General features: G+C 60.7%; 19 protein-coding genes and 2 tRNA genes. 3 read left to right on the forward strand and 18 right to left on the reverse strand.

The genetic code is table 11. The features are described from left to right. The first annotated feature begins 25 nt into the window (after positions 1 to 25). On the forward strand, positions 26 to 1,135 hold the full coding sequence (locus tag ACX3YF_RS12190) for a DUF2817 domain-containing protein (RefSeq protein WP_130208346.1): 1,110 nt from the start codon (positions 26 to 28) through the stop codon (positions 1,133 to 1,135). Positions 1,136 to 1,306: 171 nt separating this feature from the next. Here ACX3YF_RS12190 and ACX3YF_RS12195 read toward each other — a convergent pair. Next, positions 1,307 to 1,383: transfer RNA gene (locus ACX3YF_RS12195), tRNA-Met, on the reverse strand. A gap of 116 nt (positions 1,384 to 1,499) precedes the next feature. Further along, a complete protein-coding gene (locus ACX3YF_RS12200) occupies positions 1,500 to 3,557 on the reverse strand; it encodes a methyl-accepting chemotaxis protein (protein WP_448647428.1) in 2,058 nt (685 codons plus the stop codon). 332 nt (positions 3,558 to 3,889) lie between these two features. Between ACX3YF_RS12200 and ACX3YF_RS12205 the strand changes: the two genes are divergently transcribed. Continuing rightward, positions 3,890 to 5,107: an MFS transporter gene (locus ACX3YF_RS12205; protein WP_130208342.1), complete on the forward strand. Its 1,218-nt coding sequence runs from the start codon at positions 3,890 to 3,892 to the stop codon at positions 5,105 to 5,107. A 115-nt stretch (positions 5,108 to 5,222) separates the two neighbouring features. On the opposite strand, the gene ACX3YF_RS12210 is transcribed toward ACX3YF_RS12205, so the two are convergent. From ACX3YF_RS12210 to ACX3YF_RS12245, 8 genes are all read right to left on the reverse strand, one after another. Beyond that, positions 5,223 to 6,494, reverse strand: coding sequence for an OprD family porin (locus tag ACX3YF_RS12210; RefSeq protein WP_130208340.1), 1,272 nt, complete (start codon positions 6,492 to 6,494; stop codon positions 5,223 to 5,225). Between the two features lie 74 nt (positions 6,495 to 6,568). Further along, complete coding sequence (mhpT, locus tag ACX3YF_RS12215) at positions 6,569 to 7,774, reverse strand: 3-(3-hydroxy-phenyl)propionate transporter MhpT (RefSeq protein WP_130208338.1); 1,206 nt, start codon at positions 7,772 to 7,774, stop codon at positions 6,569 to 6,571. Positions 7,775 to 7,859: 85 nt separating this feature from the next. Next, complete coding sequence (gene dmpG, locus ACX3YF_RS12220; protein ID WP_090461737.1) at positions 7,860 to 8,870, reverse strand: 4-hydroxy-2-oxovalerate aldolase; 1,011 nt, start codon at positions 8,868 to 8,870, stop codon at positions 7,860 to 7,862. A 10-nt stretch (positions 8,871 to 8,880) separates the two neighbouring features. Continuing rightward, on the reverse strand, positions 8,881 to 9,816 hold the full coding sequence (locus ACX3YF_RS12225) for an acetaldehyde dehydrogenase (acetylating) (RefSeq protein ID WP_189340424.1): 936 nt from the start codon (positions 9,814 to 9,816) through the stop codon (positions 8,881 to 8,883). 32 nt (positions 9,817 to 9,848) lie between these two features. After that, the gene (gene mhpD, locus ACX3YF_RS12230) at positions 9,849 to 10,655 is read right to left on the reverse strand and encodes a 2-keto-4-pentenoate hydratase (RefSeq protein WP_130208336.1); all 807 of its coding nucleotides are present in this window, start codon (positions 10,653 to 10,655) and stop codon (positions 9,849 to 9,851) included. Positions 10,656 to 10,669: 14 nt separating this feature from the next. Beyond that, a complete protein-coding gene (locus ACX3YF_RS12235; protein WP_130208334.1) occupies positions 10,670 to 11,533 on the reverse strand; it encodes an alpha/beta fold hydrolase in 864 nt (287 codons plus the stop codon). 20 nt (positions 11,534 to 11,553) lie between these two features. Then, positions 11,554 to 12,504 carry a 3-carboxyethylcatechol 2,3-dioxygenase gene (gene mhpB / locus ACX3YF_RS12240; RefSeq protein ID WP_130208332.1) on the reverse strand — a complete coding sequence of 317 codons (951 nt, stop codon included), beginning with the start codon at positions 12,502 to 12,504 and terminating at the stop codon, positions 11,554 to 11,556. 1 nt (position 12,505) lies between these two features. Beyond that, a complete protein-coding gene (locus tag ACX3YF_RS12245) occupies positions 12,506 to 14,164 on the reverse strand; it encodes a bifunctional 3-(3-hydroxy-phenyl)propionate/3-hydroxycinnamic acid hydroxylase (protein ID WP_130208330.1) in 1,659 nt (552 codons plus the stop codon). A gap of 133 nt (positions 14,165 to 14,297) precedes the next feature. Here ACX3YF_RS12245 and ACX3YF_RS12250 point away from each other — a divergent pair, with 133 nt between their 5' ends. Further along, complete coding sequence (locus ACX3YF_RS12250) at positions 14,298 to 15,074, forward strand: DNA-binding transcriptional regulator (RefSeq protein WP_130208328.1); 777 nt, start codon at positions 14,298 to 14,300, stop codon at positions 15,072 to 15,074. 121 nt (positions 15,075 to 15,195) lie between these two features. On the opposite strand, the gene ychF is transcribed toward ACX3YF_RS12250, so the two are convergent. The 8 genes from ychF to ACX3YF_RS12290 form a co-directional block, all read right to left on the reverse strand. Beyond that, entirely contained in the window at positions 15,196 to 16,296 is a 1,101-nt protein-coding gene (gene ychF / locus ACX3YF_RS12255) for a redox-regulated ATPase YchF (protein ID WP_130208326.1), read from the reverse strand. Positions 16,297 to 16,319: 23 nt separating this feature from the next. Beyond that, positions 16,320 to 16,904, reverse strand: coding sequence for an aminoacyl-tRNA hydrolase (gene pth / locus ACX3YF_RS12260; protein ID WP_130208325.1), 585 nt, complete (start codon positions 16,902 to 16,904; stop codon positions 16,320 to 16,322). A gap of 168 nt (positions 16,905 to 17,072) precedes the next feature. Then, a complete protein-coding gene (locus ACX3YF_RS12265) occupies positions 17,073 to 17,675 on the reverse strand; it encodes a 50S ribosomal protein L25/general stress protein Ctc (RefSeq protein ID WP_130208323.1) in 603 nt (200 codons plus the stop codon). A gap of 141 nt (positions 17,676 to 17,816) precedes the next feature. Continuing rightward, entirely contained in the window at positions 17,817 to 18,758 is a 942-nt protein-coding gene (locus ACX3YF_RS12270) for a ribose-phosphate pyrophosphokinase (protein WP_003171603.1), read from the reverse strand. 46 nt (positions 18,759 to 18,804) lie between these two features. Continuing rightward, positions 18,805 to 18,879 (reverse strand) — tRNA-Gln (locus tag ACX3YF_RS12275). Between the two features lie 36 nt (positions 18,880 to 18,915). Further along, entirely contained in the window at positions 18,916 to 19,767 is an 852-nt protein-coding gene (gene ispE / locus ACX3YF_RS12280) for a 4-(cytidine 5'-diphospho)-2-C-methyl-D-erythritol kinase (protein WP_130208321.1), read from the reverse strand. A gap of 1 nt (position 19,768) precedes the next feature. After that, positions 19,769 to 20,386 (reverse strand): lipoprotein insertase outer membrane protein LolB, encoded by a 618-nt coding sequence (gene lolB / locus ACX3YF_RS12285; RefSeq protein ID WP_047533176.1) that lies wholly within the window; start codon positions 20,384 to 20,386, stop codon positions 19,769 to 19,771. A 4-nt stretch (positions 20,387 to 20,390) separates the two neighbouring features. Continuing rightward, positions 20,391 to 22,115, reverse strand: a complete 1,725-nt coding sequence (locus tag ACX3YF_RS12290; protein WP_130208319.1) for a tetratricopeptide repeat protein — start codon at positions 22,113 to 22,115, stop codon at positions 20,391 to 20,393. Positions 22,116 to 22,184 lie beyond the last annotated feature (69 nt).

The raw sequence follows: 22,184 nt of genomic DNA on the forward strand, positions 1-22,184 counted from the left end.
GCCAGAAGATCAATAAGAGGCACACATGCAGACCGAGTTCCCGACCCAGCCAAGCTACCGCTCCCAGCGTGAACAATTCCTCGCGGCGGCCACCGCCGCCGGCGCAACGCTGACCGAGTATCCACATCCGCTCACAGGGCCCTTCGGCGAAGCCTTGGGCACCGATGTAGCGGTCCTCGGCGATCCCGGTGCCAAGCGTCTGCTGATTGCGCTCAGCGGCACCCATGGGGTCGAAGGCTTCTATGGTTCCGGGTGCCAGATCAAATGGCTGCAGGAGCTGGGCAAGCGTGTGCTGCCGGCCGATGTGGCCGTGGTGATGATCCATCTGATCAACCCCTGGGGGACGGCGTGGCTGCGTCGGGTCAACGAAGACAACATCGACCTGAACCGCAATCACCTGAACTTCGAGCGGCCGCTGCCTGATAACCAGGCGTATGAAGCGTTGCACGAAATCTACGCCTGCACCCAGTTGCAAGGTCCCGAACGTGAGCGCACGGACGCCTTGCTGGATGCGCAGATTCACGAACACGGCTGGCCGGCGGTCATGTCGATTGTCGAAGGCGGGCAGCATGCGCATCCCGATGGATTGTTCTATGGCGGGCTGGCGCCGAGCTGGTCGAATCGCACCTTGCACCAGATCATCCAGAAGCATGTCGCCCATGCCGATGTCGCCATGTGTTTCGACTTGCACACCGGTGCCGGCGAATACGGTCATCCGATGCTGCTGACGATTACCGAAGCGGCCTATCCGGCGCTGGCCGATGCGCAGGCGCTTTATGGTCCGTGGCTCTACACCTTGCACACCGGTGCCGACACCCTGAGTGAAACCGGTGTGGCGGCCACCGCGACTGGCTACACCTCGCAGGCATTGATCAATGCGCTGCCGCAGGTGCGGTTGATGCCGTTCGTCATTGAGTGCGGAACGTATCCGGGGGCGCAGGTGCATCGTCATCTGCGCGATGACCACTGGCTGCATCTGCACGGCAATCCGAGCGACGCGGTAGGGCGCGAGATCAAATTGAATCTGCTGGAGCAGTTCTATCCCGCCGATGGCGACTGGCAGGCGATGGTCTGGCTGCGGACCTGGCAGATATGGGAGAGGGCGTTGTCGGCGTTGGCGACGGTTCGAGTCTGAGGTTGTTTTAGGTAGGCGCGAGCCTGCTCGCGATGAATCCAAAGACGCTGCGGGGTATCAGGCTCGCCGCGTCATCGTTGACGACCATCACGAACAAGCTTGCTCCTACAGCAGCCATAAAAGGCAGGCATAAAAAAACGGCTTACCTTGCGGTAAGCCGTTTTTAGTACTTGGTGGCTACACAGGGACTTGAACCCCGGACCCCAGCATTATGAATGCTATGCTCTAACCAACTGAGCTATGTAGCCAAGTGGCGCGCATTATTCACCGGTAACGGGGATGCGTCAAGCATAAATCTAAAATATTTCTCTACGCTTTCAACCGCTTATCCTCCTGACCCGAAAAAACGGGTCAGGGGAGGGCATCATTTGAGCTGAAATCTGCCGGTATTGGCGCTCAAAGCCTTGCTGCCCTGACTCAAGGTATCTGCCGCAAGGTTCACCGCCCGCGCACCTTCGAGCAAGCGGACCGCCGCCTGATCGACTTGCTGGATGTTGCCGCTGACCTCATCGGCTGTACTCGCTTGCTCGTCGACCGCCGTGGCGATCTGCGCCAGGGTGTCGGTGACCCCCTGTACGGCGCTGGCGATTTCCCCCAAGCGTTCGCCGAGGCTGGTGACGGCCTGCGCATCGGTCTGAGCCTGCCCGCAGGCCGCTTCCATCAGGCTGACGGCTTCGTTCACGGTGCTGCGCAGGCTGTCGACGGTGCCGGCGATTTGCGCGGTCGAGGACTGGGTGCGTTGCGACAGGCTGCGCACTTCATCGGCCACCACGGCGAAACCGCGGCCCTGTTCACCGGCGCGGGCCGCTTCGATGGCGGCATTGAGCGCCAGCAGGTTGGTCTGTTCGGCGACGCCGCGAATGGTATCGACCACCAGTTGAATCTGCTGCCCCTGCTCACTGACCCGGCCCAGCGCCGCCGCCGTGTCATTCAAGCGTTGATTGAGTTGTTGGATGCTGGCCGTCGTGCGCTGGCTGTCACGGCTGCTGTCGGCGGCGATACGCTGGGTCTGCTGGGCGCTGCCGGACGCTCGTTCGCAGCTGTCGGAGACCCCTTGGGAGGTCGCGGCCAGTTGCGTCGCCGCCGCTGCAATCTGGCTGATTTGCAGTTGCTGGGCTTCGACCTCGCCCAAGGCGTCGGCAGAGTGATGATTGAGGGTTTGCACCGCGTTGCTCAGTTGCAGGGTTTCGTGATCGACCCCCAGCAGGCTGGCGCGCAATTGCACCACCGCGACGTTGAGGGCGGTGCTGATGGCGGCCAGTTCGTCGCGGCCGTGCACCGGCACCTGCAAGCTCAGATTGCCATCGCGCAAGGCCTCGGCCAGCAAGGTGATACCGCTGGCGCTGCGGCGGATCGACGCCTGCAAACAGATGAACAGGTACAGCGCGGCCAGCAGCAGGCCGCCCAATATGCTCGCCGTCACAATGAACCGGCGTATGGCCGAACCCTGGTAGTCATCCAGGCGCTGATCCAGTGAAACCAGTGATTGCTGGCGCAACGCGGCGAGGTCGGAAAGCAGGGCATCGAGGCTGCGTTCGAAGTCTTCGGGCTTGAGGGTGATGCTGCCGCCGAACACACCGTCGTCCAGAACTTTCAGGCCAGCGTCGAGGTGCTTGAGGCTGTCATGGTATTGCCCGGCCCAGGCTTGCAGAGCGCTGGGCAGCCGCGCTTCAAGCAAACCTGCCGTTTTGACCAGTTGTTCCCGGGCATCGCCGATTCGACTGCGCAAGTCGCGCAGTTGCAGGCGACTTTGCAGCGTGAATTGCCCGGACACCACCGAGGCCTGGCCGACACTGGCCAGGCGGCCGACGCGTTCGATCAGGTCGGGCGCGTGCTGAGTGGAGATCTGCGTCAGCAGGTAGGTTTCCAGCCAGGGGGCCAGCGTCAGGCGATTATCCATGGCGATCTGCTCGCGCAAGGCTTGCAGCGCGCTCAGGGCGTTGGTGAAGCGATCATAGCCGTCCGGCCACCATCCGACGCTGCTCAGACTCTTCGAGTCCAGGCCGTTGAGGGCATTTTGCAGCGCTTGAAAACGGGTCAGGGTTTCGCCTTCCGCACCTTCCTTTTGCAGGGCGCTGCTCAGGTCTGAGGTGGCTTGGGCGACAGCAGGCTGGACCGCGTCGAATGCGGCCATGGCGCTGAGTGTTGCCGGCGTTGGCTGGCGATTGGTTTCGGTGGCGCGCCAGCGAGCGGCACGGTCACGCTGGGCCTCCAGCAGGTTATCGAGCAAATCGAGGGCGAGTAACTGGCGGACCCCGGCCCGTTCGCCGGAGATCAGGTTCAGTTTGTCTCGGTAGTCCAGACCAATCATCCATAGACTGCCGGCCAGCGGCAGGATAAACAGCAGAAACAACAGTTGAAATTTGCGTGCGAAGCCAAAGCGCCCCAGCAGCCTGATCCCCGGTGATAAAAAAGCCTGCATGCCCCATGACTCCTTCGGACACCACGCGCCATCGGCGTGTATCGAGGTCTTTGCGACCGCGACCTGTGTCCCCGTAAACGGCCTCGAAAGTTCACCTTTGCCAGCTGTGTAAGCCAGCGCTGTGGTGAAACTTCCCATTCTCGGTCCCCTTTGTAAGGGGCCGCGTTGAAGCGCAAGAGCGAGGCAAGATTCAGACCATGGCGTTGGGCTATCACCGTCTTTCCGATGAATATAAAAGTCGTTAGCAGGCTAAGGGGATGGCGCTGTCGCACCGAAAAATGGCACATTGACGCACCTGCCTGTGCGCACTTACTTGTTGTCCGGAAATTCTCATGGCTATCAGCAATGTTCAGTCCGCCGCTGGATCGGCGCCTGCTCCTTCACAAAGCAGTCCTCTGGTCATGCGAATCATCGGCGCGGTCGCGCTGGCGCACCTGATCAACGACCTGATCCAGTCGGTACTGCCGTCGATTTATCCAATGCTCAAGGCCAATTACGGCCTGACGTTCACCCAGGTCGGCTTGATCACCCTGACGTTTCAACTGACCGCTTCGCTATTGCAGCCGTGGGTCGGTTATCACACCGATCGCCATCCCAAGCCATGGCTATTGCCCGCCGGCACCGTGTGCACGCTGGTCGGAATTCTGATGATGTCGGTGGTCGGCAGCTTTGCGTTGATTCTGCTGGCGGCGGGGCTGATCGGTATCGGCTCCTCGACCTTTCACCCGGAAGCTTCACGGGTGGCGCGACTGGCCTCGGGCGGGCGTTTCGGGCTGGCGCAATCGACCTTTCAGGTCGGCGGCAACGCAGGCTCGGCCTTTGGTCCCTTGCTGGCGGCCGCGATCATCATTCCCTATGGGCAGGGTCACGTGGCCTGGTTCGGTCTGTTCGCCGTGTTTGCTCTGTTCGTGCTCTACCGGATCAGCCGCTGGTACGCCAACCATTTGAACCTGTTCAAGCTCAAACAAGGCCAGGCGGCGACTCACGGCTTGTCCAGGGGCCGGGTGATCAGTGCGTTAGTGGTGCTGGGGCTGCTGGTGTTCTCCAAGTATTTCTACATGGCCAGTTTCACCAGTTACTTCACCTTCTACCTGATCGAAAAATTCGACCTGTCGGTGGCCAGTTCGCAACTGCACCTGTTCCTGTTTCTCGGTGCGGTCGCGGCGGGGACCTTCTTCGGTGGGCCGATTGGCGACAAGATCGGGCGCAAGGCGGTGATCTGGTTTTCGATCCTGGGTGTCGCGCCGTTCACCCTGGTTTTGCCGCACGTCGATCTGTTCTGGACCAGCATCCTGAGCGTGGTCATCGGTTTCATCCTGGCTTCGGCGTTCTCGGCGATTGTGGTGTACGCCCAGGAACTGGTGCCGGGTAATGTGGGGATGATTGCCGGGGTGTTCTTCGGCCTGATGTTCGGTTTTGGTGGTATTGGTGCGGCATTACTCGGCCATCTGGCGGATATTCGCGGCATCGAATACGTGTATTACCTGTGTTCGTTCCTGCCGCTATTGGGTGTCCTGGCGATTTTTTTGCCGCGAACCAAAAAGGCCTGACGCCCGATGCACTGCATCGGGCGTTGTGTATTTCAAGGGCCGTTGCGTTGCGCTCGACAGGCCGCACTCGCCAGGGTGACAACATTCAATACACGTCCACTCGCTGGACGGAAGCTCACCATAGCTTCCATGTGTAATCGACGTTTACCCGTAGCTCATTGTCATCCCGGTGGCTGGCCCGCGCGGCGAAATCATTGCGGTACCACGCGTTGCGCACGCGCAGAGCCAGGCCTTTGAGGGGCGTGCCCTGCAGCACGTAGTTGACCTCGATATCCTTCTCACTCTCTTTCAGATTGGAGCCTCCCAGCTTGGGCAGCTCGATATTGTCGCCACTCACATAACGCAGCATACCGTTGAGCCCAGGTACGCCAATGGCTGCGAAGTTGTAGTCATAGCGCACCTGCCAACTGCGCTCCTTGGGGTTAAGAAACTCGGAGCTCAGCGTGCCTTCGGTGATGACTAACGGCTCGGTGCCGAACAGGTAGGGCATTGCGGTCTTGCCGGTCAGTTGCATGTAGCCGGCACCGAATTTGTGGGCACCCAAGGCATAGGTCAGCATCAGTGCCGCATTGCGGTTGTCCACGGGGCCGGCCTTGGCCGCTCCGTCCTCGCCAGTGACGAACAGGCGGAAGTCGCTTTTCAGGCTGCCGGGGCCGATCGGACGATTGTCGACGAAGCCGTAGAAGTCCTTGCGGTAAAGGTCAGCCAGTTCGGCGTGGTAGTACTTCAGCGTCAGTTGCGGCGACCAGGCATAGTCGCCGCCGAGGAAGGTAAAGCGGTCAGATTCGGCGGCGCCATTGAAGCGGCCGTTAGGCGAGGCTACCGACATTTTCTGGTAGTTGGTGGAGTCGCGCAGGTTGATACGATCGAGCCAGCCGGCATGCAGGGTCAGGTTGTCGATTTCCTGGGACTTGAGGTACGTGCCCCGGAAGGTCTGCGGCAGCAAGCGGGTAGGGCTGGCAAAGGCGATAGGCAGAAACGTGCTGATGGTACCCAGTTGCAACTCGCTCTTCGACGCCCGGGCCTTGGCAGTCAGGCCCAGCTCCGAATATTCACTGGCCGGCTCGCGGGTGGTGGGGTTGTACGGCAGCAGGCCGGTCCCGGTACGGTCAGGCGACGAGTCCAGGCGCACCCCCAGCAATCCCTGGGCGTCCAGGCCGAAGCCGACAGGCCCTTCGGTATAACCCGACCGCATGTTGAGAATGAAGCCCTGCGCCCACTCGCGAGCAGCCGCCTGAGGCGTGGCGTTGACGTAATTGCGATCGAAGTAATAGTTGCGCATCACCAGATCGGCATGGCTGTCGTCGACAAAACCGGCGGCGCAAGCCTGGCCAATGGACAAAACGCAGGTGCAGGCGCTGAAGGCCCGAAGAAAATTCCTGAGCATGGCAGTGTTCACTTTTATTGTTGTAGGGATAACGCCCCGCGCCATCGAGGCACGGGGGGAAAAGAGCGGATGAGTCAGTCAGCGGGCGAGCGGTTGCGGCGTACCGACAGGTAAAACACCGCCAGCGCCGCCATGACGATGCCCGGTGCCGAGGCCATCATCACGCCGGCGGTGCCAGTGCCCAGTGCGAGCATTTTGCCAGCCACCAGCGGGCCGCTCATCGCGCCCAGCCGGCCGATGGCGACGGCGCTGCCGACACCTGTGGCGCGAATTGACGGACGATAGAAATGCGGTGCCAAGGCATACAGCACACATTGCCCGCCCGTGGCGAAGAAACCGGCGACGAAGCCGGCCACCAGCATGCTTTGCAATTGACTGACCATGCCCAGGGCGGTCAGGGACGCGAGAATGCCGAGGTAAATCAACGCCGACAATGCCCAGGCCGGCAGACGATCCATGACCCAGCCCAGCAACAACGTACCTGCCGCCGCGCCAAATTGCAGCGCCAGCATCACCCAGCTTGCTTGAGCCCCGCTGAAGCCCTGGCCGATCAACAGGCTCGGCAGCCAGTTGATCAGGATGTAAACCACCATGAGCGTAAAGAAGTAGCTGACCCAGATCATCACGGTCGGCAATGCCGCGCCGTTGCGGAACAGGCCGCTGACCACGCCGATCGGAGCAGCGTCGCGGACGCTGCGAAACGCCGCTGATTCCGGCAGATAAAGTCCCAGCAGTGGCACGATCAGCAACGGCACGACGCCGCCGACGTAGAACACCACTTGCCAGCCACCGGCCAGTTGGGCAATGCCAATGCTTGCAGCCAGCGCTGCGCCCAGGGGCACGCCGCAATACATCAGGCTCACGGCCGTGCCACGCAGGCGCGGGCCAGCCACTTCACTGCTCAGTGCGATCAGGTTAGGCAATGCGGCGCCCAGGCCGACGCCCGTGAGGCAGCGGGCAACCAGCAGGCTGTTGAAGTCCCAGGCCATGGTCGTGACCAGCGAGAACAGTCCGAACAGGGCGACCGACGCCATCAACACACGTTTACGGCCAATGCGATCAGCCAGCAAACCGCCGAGAAATGCACCGGGCAGCAGGCCGAAAATGCCCGCGCTGAAGACCCAGCCCATGTGTAATTTATCCAGTTGGAAAGCCGCCGCCATACCTTGGGCGGCGATCCCCGAGGCCTGCAGGTCCAGGCCTTCCATCAGGGCAACGAGGAAACACAGACCGATGGTCCGTGCCATGTATAACGGTGTCAGCACGTTTAGCGATGTCATGGGAAATACCCGTTTTATTGTTGTAATGGGCAAAGCAAGCCCTTCCGGCCGCTGCGTGGGCGGCCAGTCGGGGGTGATGCAGGGTTCAGCGCTTGAGCAGATCCAGCGCCACGTCGACGATCATGTCTTCCTGGCCACCGACCATCCGGCGCTTGCCCAGCTCGACGAGGATGTCGAGGGTCTTGAGGCCGTACTTCGCTGCGGCGATTTCGGCGTGGCGCAGGAAGCTCGAATAGACCCCGGCATAACCCAAGGCCAGGGTTTCGCGGTCGACCCGCACCGGCCGATCCTGCAACGGCCGCACGATGTCGTCCGCAGCGTCCATCAGCGTGTACAGGTCGGTGCCGTGGTTCCAGCCCAGGCGCTCGGCGGCGGCGATGAACACTTCCAGCGGCGCGTTGCCGGCACCGGCGCCCATGCCGGCAAGGCTGGCGTCGATGCGGTCGCAGCCTTCCTCGACGGCCGTGATCGAGTTGGCCACGCCGAGCGACAGGTTGTGGTGGGCGTGCATGCCGGTTTCGGTTTCCGGCTTGAGCACGGCTTTAAAGGCACGGAAGCGATCACGGATGTCCTGCATGTTCATCGCACCGCCCGAGTCGGCCATGTACACGCAGGTCGCGCCGTAGCTTTCCATCAGCTTCGCCTGGGCGGCGAGCTGCTCGGCCGGGATCATGTGGCTCATCATCAGGAAACCGACGGTGTCCATGCCCAGCTCGCGGGCGTATTCGATGTGCTGTTTCGACACGTCGGCTTCGGTGCAATGGGTGGCGATGCGCACCACCCGGGCGCCGGCGTTGTAGGCCGCCTTCAGGTCATGCACGGTACCGATGCCAGGCAGCAGCAACGTCGTGATTTTCGCGTGACGGATCACATCGGCCGCCGCTTCGATCCATTCCAGATCGGTGTGCGCGGCGAAGCCATAGTTGAAGCTCGAGCCTTGCAGACCATCGCCGTGGGCGACTTCGATCGAGTCGACTTTCGCCTTGTCCAGGGCGCGCGCAATGTCCTGCACGTTTTGCAGGGAATACTGATGACGCACCGCATGGCTGCCGTCGCGCAGGGTCACGTCGGAGATGTAGATTTTCTTACCGTTCATGTCGCTCTCCTCAGGCCTGTTGCATCGACTGCGCCATGCGCTCGGCGGTGGCCAAGGCAGCGGAGGTCATGATGTCGAGGTTGCCGGCGTAGGCCGGCAGGTAATGGGCGGCGCCTTCGACTTCGAGGAACACCGAGGTCCTCAGGCCGGAGAATTTACCCAGGCCGGGGATGTTCAACGGTGCGTCTTCAGGAATCACGTCGAACTGCACTTTTTGCTTGAGGCGATAGCCCGGCACGTAGGCCTGCACGGCGGCCGCCATCTCGACGATGGAGGCTTCGACCAGCGCCTGATCCGCCGCTTCGGACAATACGAACACCGTGTCGCGCATGATCAGCGGCGGCTCGGCGGGGTTCATCACGATGATCGCCTTGCCCTTGGCCGCGCCGCCGATCACTTCGATGGCCTTGGAGGTGGTTTCGGTGAATTCGTCGATGTTGGCGCGGGTGCCGGGCCCGGCGGATTTGCTGGCAATCGAGGCGACGATTTCGGCGTAATGCACCTTGGCCACCCGCGACACCGCCGCGACCATCGGGATGGTCGCCTGGCCGCCGCAGGTGACCATGTTGACGTTGAGCTGATCCAGATTCTGCTCCAGGTTGACCACCGGCACGCAGTACGGGCCGATGGCGGCGGGCGTCAGGTCGATCAGGCGAATGCCGGGGTTGATCGAGCGCAGGAACGCATCGTTCTTCACGTGGGCGCCTGCCGAGGTGGCATCGAAGACGAAGTCGATGTCCTTGAACACGTCCATGCGGGTCAGGCCTTCGACGCCTTCGTGGGTGGTGGCCACGCCCATGCGCTGGGCGCGGGCCAAACCGTCGGAGGCCGGGTCGATGCCGACCATCACCGCCATTTCCAGGTGCCTGGCGTTACGCAGGATCTTGATCATCAGGTCGGTGCCGATGTTGCCGGAGCCGATGATGGCGACTTTGAGTTTGTTCATTATTGTTGCCTCATGTGCACGCAAGTCGCCGATCACTCGGCGCGACTGTCTACCGAGAAATTCACACCAACCCGGCCGATGCCGTCGATCTCGGCCTCGAACCGATCACCGGCGGCTACCGCGACCATCGGCCCCAGCGCACCGGTGAGAATGATGTCGCCCGCCCGCAGCGGATCGCCCAGGCGCGCCATGGTGCAGGCCAGCCAGACGGCCGCATTGAGCGGATGGCCGAGGCATTCGGCGCCGCTGCCGCTGGACACTTCTTCACCCTTGCGGGTCATGCGCATGCTGGCCTGGCGCAGGTCGAGCCCATCGATACGTCGAGCCGGGCCGCCGAGTACGAAGCAGCCGCTGGAGGCGTTGTCAGCCACGGTATCGACGAAGCGGATGTTCCAGCCCTGGACCCGACTGCCGACGATTTCCAGTGCCGGGACGACCCAGCCGGTGGCTGCCATCACGTCGGCGAATGTGGTGTCGGCGCGAGGCAGGTCGCGGTCGAGGATCAGGGCGATTTCAGCCTCGATCTTCGGTTGCAGTACGCGGCCGACGGGCACGGTTTGGTTGTCGCCGTAGCACATGTCAGCGAAGAGCGTACCGAAGTCTGGCTGGCCCACGCCCAGCTGGGCCTGGACCTTGGGATTGGTCAGGCCGATCTTGCGGCCAACCACGCGGCGCCCGTTGGCCACGCCGTGGTCGACGTTGAGGCGCTGGATGGCATACGCGGCTTCGGCGTTGTCTTCACCGATCTGCTCGCGCAGCGGCCCGATGGCTTCGCCATGGGCTTCGGCCTGGCGCAGATCAGCGGCGAGTTGATGCAGTGTGTCTTGAGTCAGATTCATTTCAGCCTCGATGATCAGTGGGTCAGGAAGTCCAGGACCATACGGTTGAACTTCTCGGCGTGTTCCCACTGCGCCCAGTGGCCGCAACGGTTGAACACATGCAACTGCGCCTTGGGCAGGCCGGCCAGCAGGCGCAAGCCAGTGTCCATGGGCACGAAGCGGTCCTCGCGGCCCCAGACAAGCAGGGTGTCGGCGCTGATTTCGTGCAGGCGGTGGCTGAAATCCGGAAATTGCTTGGGGTTGATCGTGCTGCTCTTGACGAAGTTTTCCAGGTGATCGCGGCGCGACAGAATGTTGTCCAGGCGGGTCTGGAACAGTTCGTCGGTCAGGCCGCTGGCATCGAAAACGAAGACGTTCATCATCTTCTTCAAGTTCTCGATGGTCGGATCGCGGTACAGCGCGCCGATCAGTTTGATGCCTTCGGTGGGCTGGGGAACGAAGGCGCTCGGGCCGCCGGTGCCGCCGCCCATCAGGATCAGTTTGCCGATCCGCTCAGGGTATTCCAGGGCGAAGGCCACGGTGCTGTGGGCGCCCATCGAGTTGCCGATGATGTGCACGCGGTCCAGGTCCAGCACGTCGAGCAGGCCCTTGAGCGCTTGTGCATTGAGGTTCGAGCGCGAGCCTTCACTGACGATCGTGTCGCTTTTGCTCCAGCCCGGGCAGTCCATCAGGATCACGCGGAAACCGGCATTCACCAGCGGCTCGATATTGCGATTGAAGTTGGCCCAGCCGCTGGCGCCCGGCCCGGAGCCGTGCAGCATGACCACGGTTTCGGCACCTTCGCCAAGGTCGTTGTAGTGCAGTTGCAGGTCCAGGTCGCCTTCCTTGATACGGGCAAAGCGGCTGGTGGAAGCTTCACTGAATGCAGTGGCTGTCATGGCAGTGTTCCTTGAATTCATTAGTGATTGTTCAGCGGCTGTGCGCCAAGGGCACCGAAGCCTGCAATCCACTCGGGAATCGGGCGGTAGTAGCGGCCCTCGGTCTGATAGGGGCCGAAAGCACTGAGGGCGCAGAAGGCGGCGACCCAGGTTTTCACTTCGTGGGTGGACTTGCCGGCCAGCGCCGACAATTCGTCATTGCTCAGGCTGTCGAGGTCGCTCATACGGCCCTGTTCGAGGGTGTCGAGAAACTGCTGATCCCATGTCGGGTTCAGGGGGTGCAGGCTGTGCGGGTCTTCGACGAAGTCTCGGGCGGCTTGAATGACCCGGTTCTGGCGTGCCTGTCGTTCATCGGCGGGTAGCTGGCGCCCGCTGCCCATCAGACGGTCAGCCATACGCGCATCGACCTTGGCCAGTTCCGGTACCGGTGGCTGATGGGACAGGCCGCCGGAGGCCAGAAACAGCACGCGCTTATTCAACGACTTCGCCCATTGGCCAATCGCCTCACCCAGCATTCGGGCGCGATTGAAGCCAGGCAGGGGCACGGCCACGGAGTTGATGAACACCGGAATCACCGGACAGCCCTGCAAGCCGCCGAGCAACAGTTCCAACGGCTGCGCGAACGCATGATCGACCTGCATGCGATAAGACACCGCGGCGTCGATACCGGCATCCAGCACAGCCTGGGCGCAGGATTCAGCCAGCGCTTTAGGCACGTCCAGGGGGCCGGCGGCGGTGTCGAAATCACCAATGGCGTCGGCCGCCATGCCGATGCAAAAGGCCGGCATCACGTCGTAGAAAAAGCCGTTGTAATGGTCCGGTCCGAACACCACCACCAGCTGCGGGTCGAAGCGGGCGATGCGTTCGCGAGCATCGCTGATCACGGCATCGACTTCGGCCAACACGTGCGGTTCAGGATCGACGTAGCCCACCAATGGCGTGTGAGACAAACAATGCAGATAGGCGCTCATCTCAAGCTACCTTGCTGACAACAGCGTTCGCAGCGGTTTGTGGCAGGACTTTGAGCGCCCGGGCCAATTCATCGCAGGCCTGGCCAACGGTTTGGGGGATGGCCAATCCGGCGACGAAGCGGTCGGGACGCACCAGGGCGATGGACGAATTGCCGAGTGCGAACCACTCTTTCAAACGACCGGTGCTGTCACCCACGCGGATCACGTCGTGGCCGGCATCGCTCGGTGCTCTGAGCTGGACGTCCGGCAACACTTGAATAAAGCGCGTGCCCAGGTTTTTCCATTGGGTAATTTGCGCTGCCGTCAGGCCCCAGGTCGGATCGCAGCCCCAGGCGATAATCGCGAAGTTTTCACCGATCACTTCATCCAGCAACACCGTGCTGCCGGCGTCAGTCAACACCTGCGGTTGAATGAACATCTTGCCTGTTGGCGAGCCCTTTTCACTCGGCACGATCAAGGCGCCCCGGGTGTATTGCGGCATCGGTTTGAAGCGCATTTCCAGGAAGTAGCGTTTGACCGGCGGCACGTAATTGAGCAGCCAGGACACACCATCGCGCAGGGTGCCTTGCCAGCGTTTCGGCGGTGCCAGCACATGGCCGGCGAGTACCGAAAGGTCGATCATCGCCTTGGCATGGTCGCGGCGTTCCTGTTCGTAGCTGTCGAGCAGGCTGTCGGCGGCCAGGCCCTTGATCACCAGCGACAGTTTCCACGCCAGGTTGGACGCGTCGCGCATGCCGCTGTTGTAACCCTGGCCTTGCCATACCGGCATGATGTGCGCGGCATCGCCGGCCAGCAGCACCCGGCCCTGACGGAACCGACCGGCCAGACGAGCGTTATGGGTATAGACGCGGCTGCGGATCAGTTCGATGTTGTCCGGGTTCGGCAGCACCTTGCCCAGCAGCTTGCGCATGTTTTCCGGTTTGCTCAGCTCGGCTTCGGTTTCGCCGGGCATGACCATGAACTCGAAACGACGCACGCCATGGGGCAGGGCGGCGGAAACGTAAGGGCGCACCGGGTCGCAGCACAGATAAACGTGTGGCGTGCTCAACGGGTCATTGGCGATGTCGACGACGATCCATTGATTCGGCGCGGTCTTGCCTTCGAAGCTGATGTCCAGGCTGCGCCGCACCAGGCTGTTGCCGCCGTCGCAACCGATCAGGTAACGGGCATGCAGGCGTTCGCTGCGGCCATTCTGATCCGTGAGGTTGAGCACCACCGCGCTGTCGTTTTGCTCAAAACTGCTGAGCTCACGGCTGAACAGTACCTTGACGTTGTTGAAACGCTGCAGGCCGTCGAACAGTACCCGGTCGGCCAAGGGTTGAATGAATGCGTTGCGCCGAGACCAGCCGAATTCGTCGGTTTTCGGTTGGATATCGGCAAAGCAGCGACCCTTGGGGGTCAGGAAACGCATGGCGTGCCAGGGCGTGGTATGCGGCAGCACCTTGTCGGCCAGACTGACGGACTGGAAAGTACGCAGGCTTTCATCGTCCAGGCCGATGGCGCGGGGGTAGTCGATCAGGCTGTCGAGCTTTTCCACCAATGTGACGTTGACGCCACATTGCCCCAGGTAATTGGCAATCATCAGGCCGACAGGGCCTGCGCCGACGATGGCAACGTCGGTGCTCAGCTCCACCGTGGAAGGAGTGGGTGCAAGACTCATGGGTATCTCCGTACAGCGCTTTTGGATTTCTTGTTGGGCGCAGTATGGAAATCAGGTAGCTGGTGGACAACGAAAACCCTTGCTAGTGTGCACCAGGTGCACAAGCTTGATTTATAGAAAAAATGGAGCCTCCATGAGCGAAACAGAATACAAGGCCGTTCGTGGGCTAATGCGCGGTTTGGCCCTGATCAATGGCTTGAATCGTTTCGATGGCGGGGCCACTACGGCGCAGTTGGCCGAGCAAAGCGGGCTACATCGCACCACGGTTCGTCGATTGCTGGAGACCTTGCAAACCGAGGGTTACGTGCGACGCAGTGAGTCAGATGACAGCTATCGCCTGACGTTGAAAGTCCGCGAGCTGAGCGAGGGATTTCGCGACGAGCAATGGATTTCTTCGATTGCCGCGCCGCTGCTTGGCGAGCTGCTGCAACAAGTTGTCTGGCCAACCGACCTGTGCACGCTGGATGGCGACGCCATGGTGATTCGCGAGACCACTCATCGATTCAGTCGCCTGTCATTCCACCGCTCCATGGTCGGTCGGCGCTTACCGTTGCTCATGACGGCCACTGGGCGTGCGTACTTTGCGTTCTGCCCCGCGGCTGAGCGCGAAGAGCTGATTGAGTTGATGATCAGCCGCGAAGATGAACAGTCGGCGCTGGCGGCGGATCGCGGCTTTGTCGACCGGTTGGTGGAGCACACTCTCGGCAAGGGCTATGGAGAAAACAATTCCCACTGGGGCCAGGAGCGCAAAATTGCTGCCATCGCGATTCCGGTTGAGCACGAGGAGCGGGTGATGGGTTGCCTGAACCTGGTGTACATCGCCAAGGCGATGTCGGTTGAGGAAGCCGCCCGCCGGTATCTGCCGGCGATGCAAGGCGTGGTGCAAAAGATCAGGGCGCAATTGGCGTAGTGTGGGCGGCGCTCTGCGGTGCTGCGCGATTCAGCCCTCGCAAGACGCAAAAATCCCCGTATCAGCGAGTGATTACGAGGATTTTTCGTCTATCGAGTTCCGTGGATATCCACGGCACCCATTACACGTTGAAGCGGAAGTGCATCACGTCGCCGTCCTTGACGATGTAGTCCTTGCCTTCCAGGCGCCATTTACCGGCTTCCTTGGCACCGGCTTCACCCTTGTACTGGATGAAGTCGTTGTAGGCGATGACTTCGGCACGGATGAAGCCTTTTTCGAAGTCGGTGTGGATCACGCCAGCCGCTTGCGGAGCGGTGGCACCGACGCGGACGGTCCAGGCGCGGACTTCTTCGACACCGGCGGTGAAGTAGGTCTGCAGGTGCAGCATCTCGTAGCCAGCGCGGATCACGCGGTTCAGGCCTGGCTCTTCGAGGCCCAGGGCTTCGAGGAACATGTCTTTCTCTTCACCGTCTTCAAGTTCGGCGATTTCCGCTTCGATCTTGTTGCAGACCGGTACAACCATGGCGCCTTCTTCTTCGGCAATGGCTTTCACCACGTCCAGGTGCGGGTTGTTTTCGAAACCGTCTTCAGCGACGTTGGCGATGTACATGACCGGTTTGGTGGTCAGCAGGTGGAAGCCCTTGATCATCGCCTTTTCGTCGGCGCTCATGTTCTTCATCAGGCTGCGCGCAGGCTTGCCCAGGGTGAAGTGAGCGATCAATTGCTCCAGCAGGCCTTTCTGGACCACGGCGTCCTTGTCACCGCCCTTGGCGTTGCGCGCGACTTTCTGCAGTTGCTTCTCGCAGCTGTCGAGGTCGGCGAAGATCAGTTCCAGGTCGATGATTTCGATGTCGCGTTTCGGGTCGACGCTGTTGGAAACGTGAATCACGTTCTCGTCTTCGAAGCAGCGGACTACGTGGGCGATCGCATCGGTTTCGCGGATGTTGGCCAGGAATTTGTTGCCCAGGCCTTCACCTTTCGACGCGCCGGCCACCAGGCCAGCGATGTCGACGAATTCCATGGTGGTCGGCAGGACGCGCTTTGGATTGACGATGGCGGCCAGGGCATCGAGGCGCGGGTCCGGCATCGGCACGATTCCGCTGTTGGGCTCGATGGTGCAGAAGGGGAAGTTCTCGGCCGCGATACCGGATTTGGTCAGGGCGTTGAACAGGGTGGACTTGCCGACGTTAGGCAGGCCGACGATGCCGCAATTGAATCCCATGGTGTTTCCCCGAGGAGTTAGAGTCAGGCCTTCTGGCTGTGCAGGTTTTTCATCGCGCGGTTCCATTCACCGGCGAGGATATCCGGCAGCACGCCGAGGGCAAAGTCGATGCTGGCATCGAGTTTTTCCTGTTCGGCGCGTGGCGCACGACCCAGGACGAAATTTGAAACCATACTGGCAACGCCCGGGTGGCCAATGCCAAGCCGCAAGCGGTGAAAGGTATTCTGATTGCCCAGTTGCGCAATGATGTCGCGCAACCCGTTGTGACCGCCATGGCCGCCGCCCTGTTTGAGCTTGGCGACGCCCGGAGGCAGGTCGAGTTCGTCGTGCGCCACCAGGATCTCTTCGGGCTTGATGCGGAAGAATCCGGCGAGTGCCGCTACGGCCTGGCCGCTGCGGTTCATGTAGGTGGTGGGGATCAGCAGACGAACATCCTGACCCAGGTGCGTATAGCGCCCGGTCAGGCCGAAATATTTGCGATCGGCTACAAGGTTTATGCCTTGTGCGTTCGCGATGCGCTCAACAAAAAGGGCCCCTGCGTTATGCCGGGTCTGTTCGTATTCTGCACCTGGATTTCCCAAGCCAACGATCAGTTTAATGGCAGTCACGATAGGGGCCCTTCCCAGGAGTGGTGGATAACATCGCCGCAATCGGAGAGAGCGGCGAAAGTGGACGAAAGTTGCTCATTTACCATTATGTAAACTCCGCGTTCTCGCCCGCTTTCTCGCTACGTTCCAGTCCGCGATGTTTCCGTCACTCCGGCGAACAGAGTGAAATTACTCTGCTGCGCCTTCTTCGGTAGCTTCTGGAGCAACACGTGGAGCGTGAACGTTGGCAACAGCCAGGTCGTTACCGTGAGCCAGAGCAACGAACTCAACGCCTTTAGGAGCGCTGATGTCGGACAGGTGAATGATCGAGCCGACTTCGGCGTTAGCCAGGTCAACTTCGATGAATTCAGGCAGGTCTTTTGGCAGGCAGGTCACTTCGATTTCAGCAACAACGTGCGAAATCTCGCCGCCTTTCTTCACCGGGGCAGCTTCGTTGATGAAGTGCACTGGAACGACAGCAGTCAGCTTCTGGCCGGCCACTACGCGTACGAAGTCAGCGTGCATCACGTGGCCTTTGGCCGGGTGACGCTGCAGAGCCTTGATGATTACGTTTTGCTTGGTGCCACCAACGTTCAGCTCGATGATGTGGCTGTAAGCCGCTTCGTTTTCGAGCAGTTTGGCAACTTCTTTAGCCAGCATGCTGATGGATTCAGGGGCTTTTTCGCCACCGTAAACTACAGCTGGAACCAGGCTTGCGAGACGACGCAGGCGGCGGCTCGCACCTTTCCCCAGGTCGGAACGCACTTCAGCATTCAGAGTAAAATCGTTCATGTTGTATCTCCAAAATAACCACATTCGCCCCAGCGTTTGCGACCAGCGCTAAAGGCGGTATGGGCAAAAAAGCCCCGCCCCGACAGGAATGCCGGGGCGGGGCGCTTTTCGTCAACGAGATGTTCGAGAAGGGCAGGGCCCTTAGCGGAACATCGCGCTGATCGATTCTTCATTGCTGATGCGGCGGACCGCCTCGGCAACTACCGGTGCGATATCCAGTTGACGGATACGCGCACAGGCTTGTGCTGCAGCGGACAGCGGAATGGTGTTGGTCACCACCAGCTCGTCCAGCACGGAATTTTCAATGTTTTCGATCGCCCGACCCGACAGCACAGGGTGCGTGCAGTAGGCGAAAACCTTGGCAGCGCCATGCTCTTTCAGGGCCTTGGCCGCGTGGCACAGGGTGCCGGCGGTATCGACCATGTCATCGACCAGAATACAGGTGCGCCCTTCGACATCACCGATGATATGCATCACTTCAGAGTGATTGGCTTTCTCACGGCGTTTGTCGATGATCCCGAGATCCACGCCCAGGGATTTGGCAACGGCACGTGCACGCACGACGCCACCAATGTCCGGGGACACGATCATCAGGTTTTCGAAGCGCTGATCTTCAATGTCATCCACCAGAACCGGGGAGCCGTAGATGTTATCTACCGGAATATCGAAGAAACCCTGGATTTGGTCAGCATGCAGATCAACCGTGAGAACACGGTCGATGCCGACTACGGTAAGCATGTCAGCGACGACTTTCGCGCTGATAGCCACACGTGCGGAACGCGGACGGCGATCCTGACGGGCATAACCAAAGTAAGGAATAACAGCAGTGATACGAGTAGCCGAGGAGCGGCGGAAGGCATCAGCCATCACTACCAGTTCCATCAGGTTATCGTTGGTCGGAGCGCAAGTCGGCTGAATAATGAAGACGTCTTTACCGCGGACGTTTTCATTGATCTCGGCTGTAATTTCGCCGTCGGAAAATTTACCGACAGAGATGTCACCGAGAGGGATATGCAGCTGACGTACGACACGCCGAGCCAGATCGGGGTTAGCGTTCCCCGTAAAGACCATCATCTTGGACACGCGCAGTACCTGAAGGCTGAGGGTAACCTGGATGAGTATAGGAAAATGGCAGGGGCGGCTGGATTCGAACCAACGCATGGCAGGATCAAAACCTGCTGCCTTACCGCTTGGCGACGCCCCTGTATCTGTTGCAACGATTACCCAGTAATCGATTCCTTTAGAGCAGACTTTGCAGCTTGCGATGCAACATCGAAACGTTGCTTCCTTTTGCTACAAACCCTGTAAGGGTCTCTGTAAGAAGGGCCGAGACTTTATCAGCTTCAGCTTTGCTTGGGAAGCCCCCAAACACACAACTTCCAGTTCCGGTGAGTTTTGCTTCGGTAAAATTACCTAACAAATTCAATGCGTTACGTACCTCTGGATAACGCCTTGCTACTACCGGCAAGCAGTCATTTCGACTGTTTCCCTTGGGAACGGGGCGCACTTTAATGGGCGGCGAGTTACGTGTCAACAACGGATCGGAAAAAATTTCTGCCGTACTTACAGATACTTGCGGCACCAGCACCAGATACCACGGTTCTTCCGGGTCTACCGGGGTCAGTTTCTCCCCCACGCCTTCGGCGAAAGCCGCGTGGCCGCGCACGAAAACCGGGACATCGGCGCCCAGTGTCAGGCCCAGTGCGGCCAGCCGATCTTCATCCCAGCCCAATTGCCAGAGATGATTGAGGCCAAGCAAGGTCGTCGCGGCATTCGAACTGCCGCCACCGATTCCACCGCCCATGGGCAAAACTTTGTCGATCCAGATATCAATGCCGAGCGAGCAACCGGATTGCTCCTGAAGTTTTTTCGCGGCTTTGACGATCAGGTTGCTGTCATGGGGGACACCTTCGAACTCGGTGTGCAAATGAATGACGCCGTCATCGCGCACGGCGAAGGTGATTTCATCGCCATAGTCGAGAAACTGAAACAGCGTCTGCAACTCGTGGTAGCCGTCTTCGCGGCGACCGAGAATGTGCAACATCAGGTTGAGCTTGGCCGGGGAGGGCAGGGTCAGGCGACTGGCAGGCATGTCATTGCCCCAGCTTGCGTGGTTGCCAGGCCTTGATCACCAGCGTGACATCGAGGTCGGTGCCGTGCAGCTTGATGCGCTCGGGCAGCCAGTAGCCGTTTTGCTCGGTGTAGGCGGTGTACTCGACCTGCCAGCCATCTTGTTCAAGGCTGGCCAGGCGGCTGTCGCCATCCAGGGTCAGGCGGCTCTTGCTGTCCGGAGCCGGAAGCCCGCGGACCCACCAGGCCAGATTGGACACCGGCAATTTCCAGCCCAGTTGTTCTTCAAGCAGGACTTCCGGGCTTGGCGCTTCATAGCGACCCTGGTTGGCAACTTCCAGAGAGACCTTGCCGGGCCGTCCGGTCAGGCGTGCCGCACCGCGACCCAGGGGGCCGGAAAGGCGGATGTCGTAATAGTCCTGGCGCTGCAGCCAGAACAGCGTGCCGCTACCCGAATCCTTTGGCGCGCGAATGCCGATCTTGCCGTCGATCTGCCAGCCATCCAGGGCGGCAAGCTGCTGTTTGTGCTCGCGCCATTGGGCGGGGTTACCGTGGCCCTCGACGGATTCGCGGGCACCGAAGCCCGCGCAACCGGCGAGCAGGGCGATGAAACTGAAAACGATGATGTGGCGCAAAAACATAATCTTAAAGAGTCTCTGATCCGGTCAGGCGCTTGATGGTACCGCGCAGAGTTGGGCTGTCAGGCTGTTCCTTGAGGAACTTGCCCCATATTTGCCTGGCTTCGCGCTGTTTGCCATTGGCCCACAGGACTTCACCCAGGTGTGCGGCGACTTCCTGATCGGGGAAGCGTTGCAGCGCCTGGCGCAGCAGGCGTTCGGCTTCGTCGAGGTTGCCCATGCGGAAATTCACCCAGCCGAGGCTGTCGAGCACCGCCGGGTCTTCCGGATTGATCTGGTGAGCCTGTTCGATCAGGGCCTTGGCTTCGGCGTAACGTGTCGTGCGGTCGGACAGGGTGTAGCCCAGGGCGTTGAGCGCCATGGCATTGTCCGGGTCGTGCTTGATGATCAGTCGCAGGTCTTTTTCCATCTGCGCCAGGTCATTGCGCTTTTCCGCCAGCATGGCACGGGTGTAAAGCAGGTTCAGGTCGTCGGGGTATTGCTGCAGGGCTTTTTCCAGCACATTCCAGGCTTTGTCGCCCTGTTTGTTGGCGGACAGGGTTTCCGCCTCGATCAGGTACAGCTGGATCACGTAGTCCGGTTGCTCGTCGCGTTCCGTCGCCAGGCGGGATTGGGCTTCGGCGGTCCTGCCGTTGTTCATCAGAATATCGGCCTGACGCAATTGTGCCGGCAGGTAATCGTTGCCCGGACCCACCTTGCCGTACTCGATCAAGGCGCCCTGCGGGTCATTGCGTTCTTCGGCGATCCGGCCGAGGTTCAGGTGTGCCGAGTCGACATGGCTGTCCCGGGCGATCAAGTCTTCCAGATAGCCCTTGGCCTCGTTCCAGGCCTTGGCTTCCAGGCAAACCAGCGCCAGGGAGTAACGCAATTCGTCGTCTTCGGGGTATTGCTGGACCAGGCTCGAGAACTCGGCTTTGGCGTCATCCATCCGGTCCTGTTCAACCAGCATGCGCGCATAAGTCAGGCGCAGGCGTTTGTCGTCCGGATATTTCTTGATGCTTTTTTGCAGCAGCGGCAAGGCCTCGTCACCGCGATCGAGGGTTTGCAGCAGGCGTGCGCGCAGCAGAATCGGGGCGATTTCGCCGTCGTCGGGCGGATTGTCTTCAAGCAGGGTCAGCGCACCTTTGGCGTCGCCGTCCTGTTGCATCAGCAAGGCCTTGCCGAAAATCAGCTGACTGTTGTGCGGATGGCGCTGCAATAAACGGTCGAAACTCTTCATCAAACCGTTGCGCGTGTCCTGGTCGGTGTCGGCTGCGGACAAGGCGAGGAAGTCGAAGTGGGTGTCGCCCTTGCCTTGCAGGACTTTCTCCATATAGACCATGGAGTCGTCGTAGCGCCCGGCGCGGGCCAGTTGTACGGCAGCGGCCCGTTGCGCCTCGAGGTCGTCCGGGGCGTTCCTGGCCCAGATCAGTGCGGTGTCCAGGGCGGCCTGATCGGCGCCCAGGTACTCGGCGATACGGAATGCCCGCTCGGAAATGCCCGGATCCTGGGTATTGATGGCCTGGGTCACATAGTTGTCCAGGGCAATGTCGAAACGATTGCGCTGGCCAGCCAGTTCGGCGCTCAGCAGGCTGAAGACCGTGTCTTCGCTGAATGAGCTGTAAACCTTGGGCTTTTCAGGCGCCGGAGTGCTGTCTTCGGCCGGCGACGTACTGTCCGACGATACGGGTGCCAAGGCCTGGCAGCCGCTGAGGAAGACAAAAGCGAGGAGCAACGCGGAGGATCTATTCATATAGGAAGAGGACGACTAACCTGCGGTCGGATCATCATGACACAAGCCTTGGGCCAAACATAACCGGCC

Source organism: Pseudomonas fluorescens group sp. PF-69 (assembly GCF_054481235.1).

Bases quoted from the DNA above. Each gene is read 5' to 3' on its own strand.
- ACX3YF_RS12205 (WP_130208342.1), top strand. From the start codon at position 3,890: ATGGCTATCAGCAATGTTCAGTCCGCCGCTGGATCGGCGCCTGCTCCT.
- ACX3YF_RS12225 (WP_189340424.1), bottom strand. From the start codon at position 9,816: ATGAACAAACTCAAAGTCGCCATCATCGGCTCCGGCAACATCGGCACC.
- ACX3YF_RS12265 (WP_130208323.1), bottom strand. From the start codon at position 17,675: ATGAACGATTTTACTCTGAATGCTGAAGTGCGTTCCGACCTGGGGAAA.
- ACX3YF_RS12245 (WP_130208330.1), bottom strand. From the start codon at position 14,164: ATGAGTCTTGCACCCACTCCTTCCACGGTGGAGCTGAGCACCGACGTT.
- ACX3YF_RS12250 (WP_130208328.1), top strand. From the start codon at position 14,298: ATGAGCGAAACAGAATACAAGGCCGTTCGTGGGCTAATGCGCGGTTTG.
- ACX3YF_RS12235 (WP_130208334.1), bottom strand. From the start codon at position 11,533: ATGACAGCCACTGCATTCAGTGAAGCTTCCACCAGCCGCTTTGCCCGT.
- ACX3YF_RS12210 (WP_130208340.1), bottom strand. From the start codon at position 6,494: ATGCTCAGGAATTTTCTTCGGGCCTTCAGCGCCTGCACCTGCGTTTTG.
- ACX3YF_RS12290 (WP_130208319.1), bottom strand. From the start codon at position 22,115: ATGAATAGATCCTCCGCGTTGCTCCTCGCTTTTGTCTTCCTCAGCGGC.
- ychF (WP_130208326.1), bottom strand. From the start codon at position 16,296: ATGGGATTCAATTGCGGCATCGTCGGCCTGCCTAACGTCGGCAAGTCC.
- mhpD (WP_130208336.1), bottom strand. From the start codon at position 10,655: ATGAATCTGACTCAAGACACACTGCATCAACTCGCCGCTGATCTGCGC.
- mhpB (WP_130208332.1), bottom strand. From the start codon at position 12,504: ATGAGCGCCTATCTGCATTGTTTGTCTCACACGCCATTGGTGGGCTAC.
- ACX3YF_RS12190 (WP_130208346.1), top strand. From the start codon at position 26: ATGCAGACCGAGTTCCCGACCCAGCCAAGCTACCGCTCCCAGCGTGAA.
- dmpG (WP_090461737.1), bottom strand. From the start codon at position 8,870: ATGAACGGTAAGAAAATCTACATCTCCGACGTGACCCTGCGCGACGGC.
- ispE (WP_130208321.1), bottom strand. From the start codon at position 19,767: ATGCCTGCCAGTCGCCTGACCCTGCCCTCCCCGGCCAAGCTCAACCTG.
- mhpT (WP_130208338.1), bottom strand. From the start codon at position 7,774: ATGACATCGCTAAACGTGCTGACACCGTTATACATGGCACGGACCATC.
- lolB (WP_047533176.1), bottom strand. From the start codon at position 20,386: ATGTTTTTGCGCCACATCATCGTTTTCAGTTTCATCGCCCTGCTCGCC.
- ACX3YF_RS12200 (WP_448647428.1), bottom strand. From the start codon at position 3,557: ATGCAGGCTTTTTTATCACCGGGGATCAGGCTGCTGGGGCGCTTTGGC.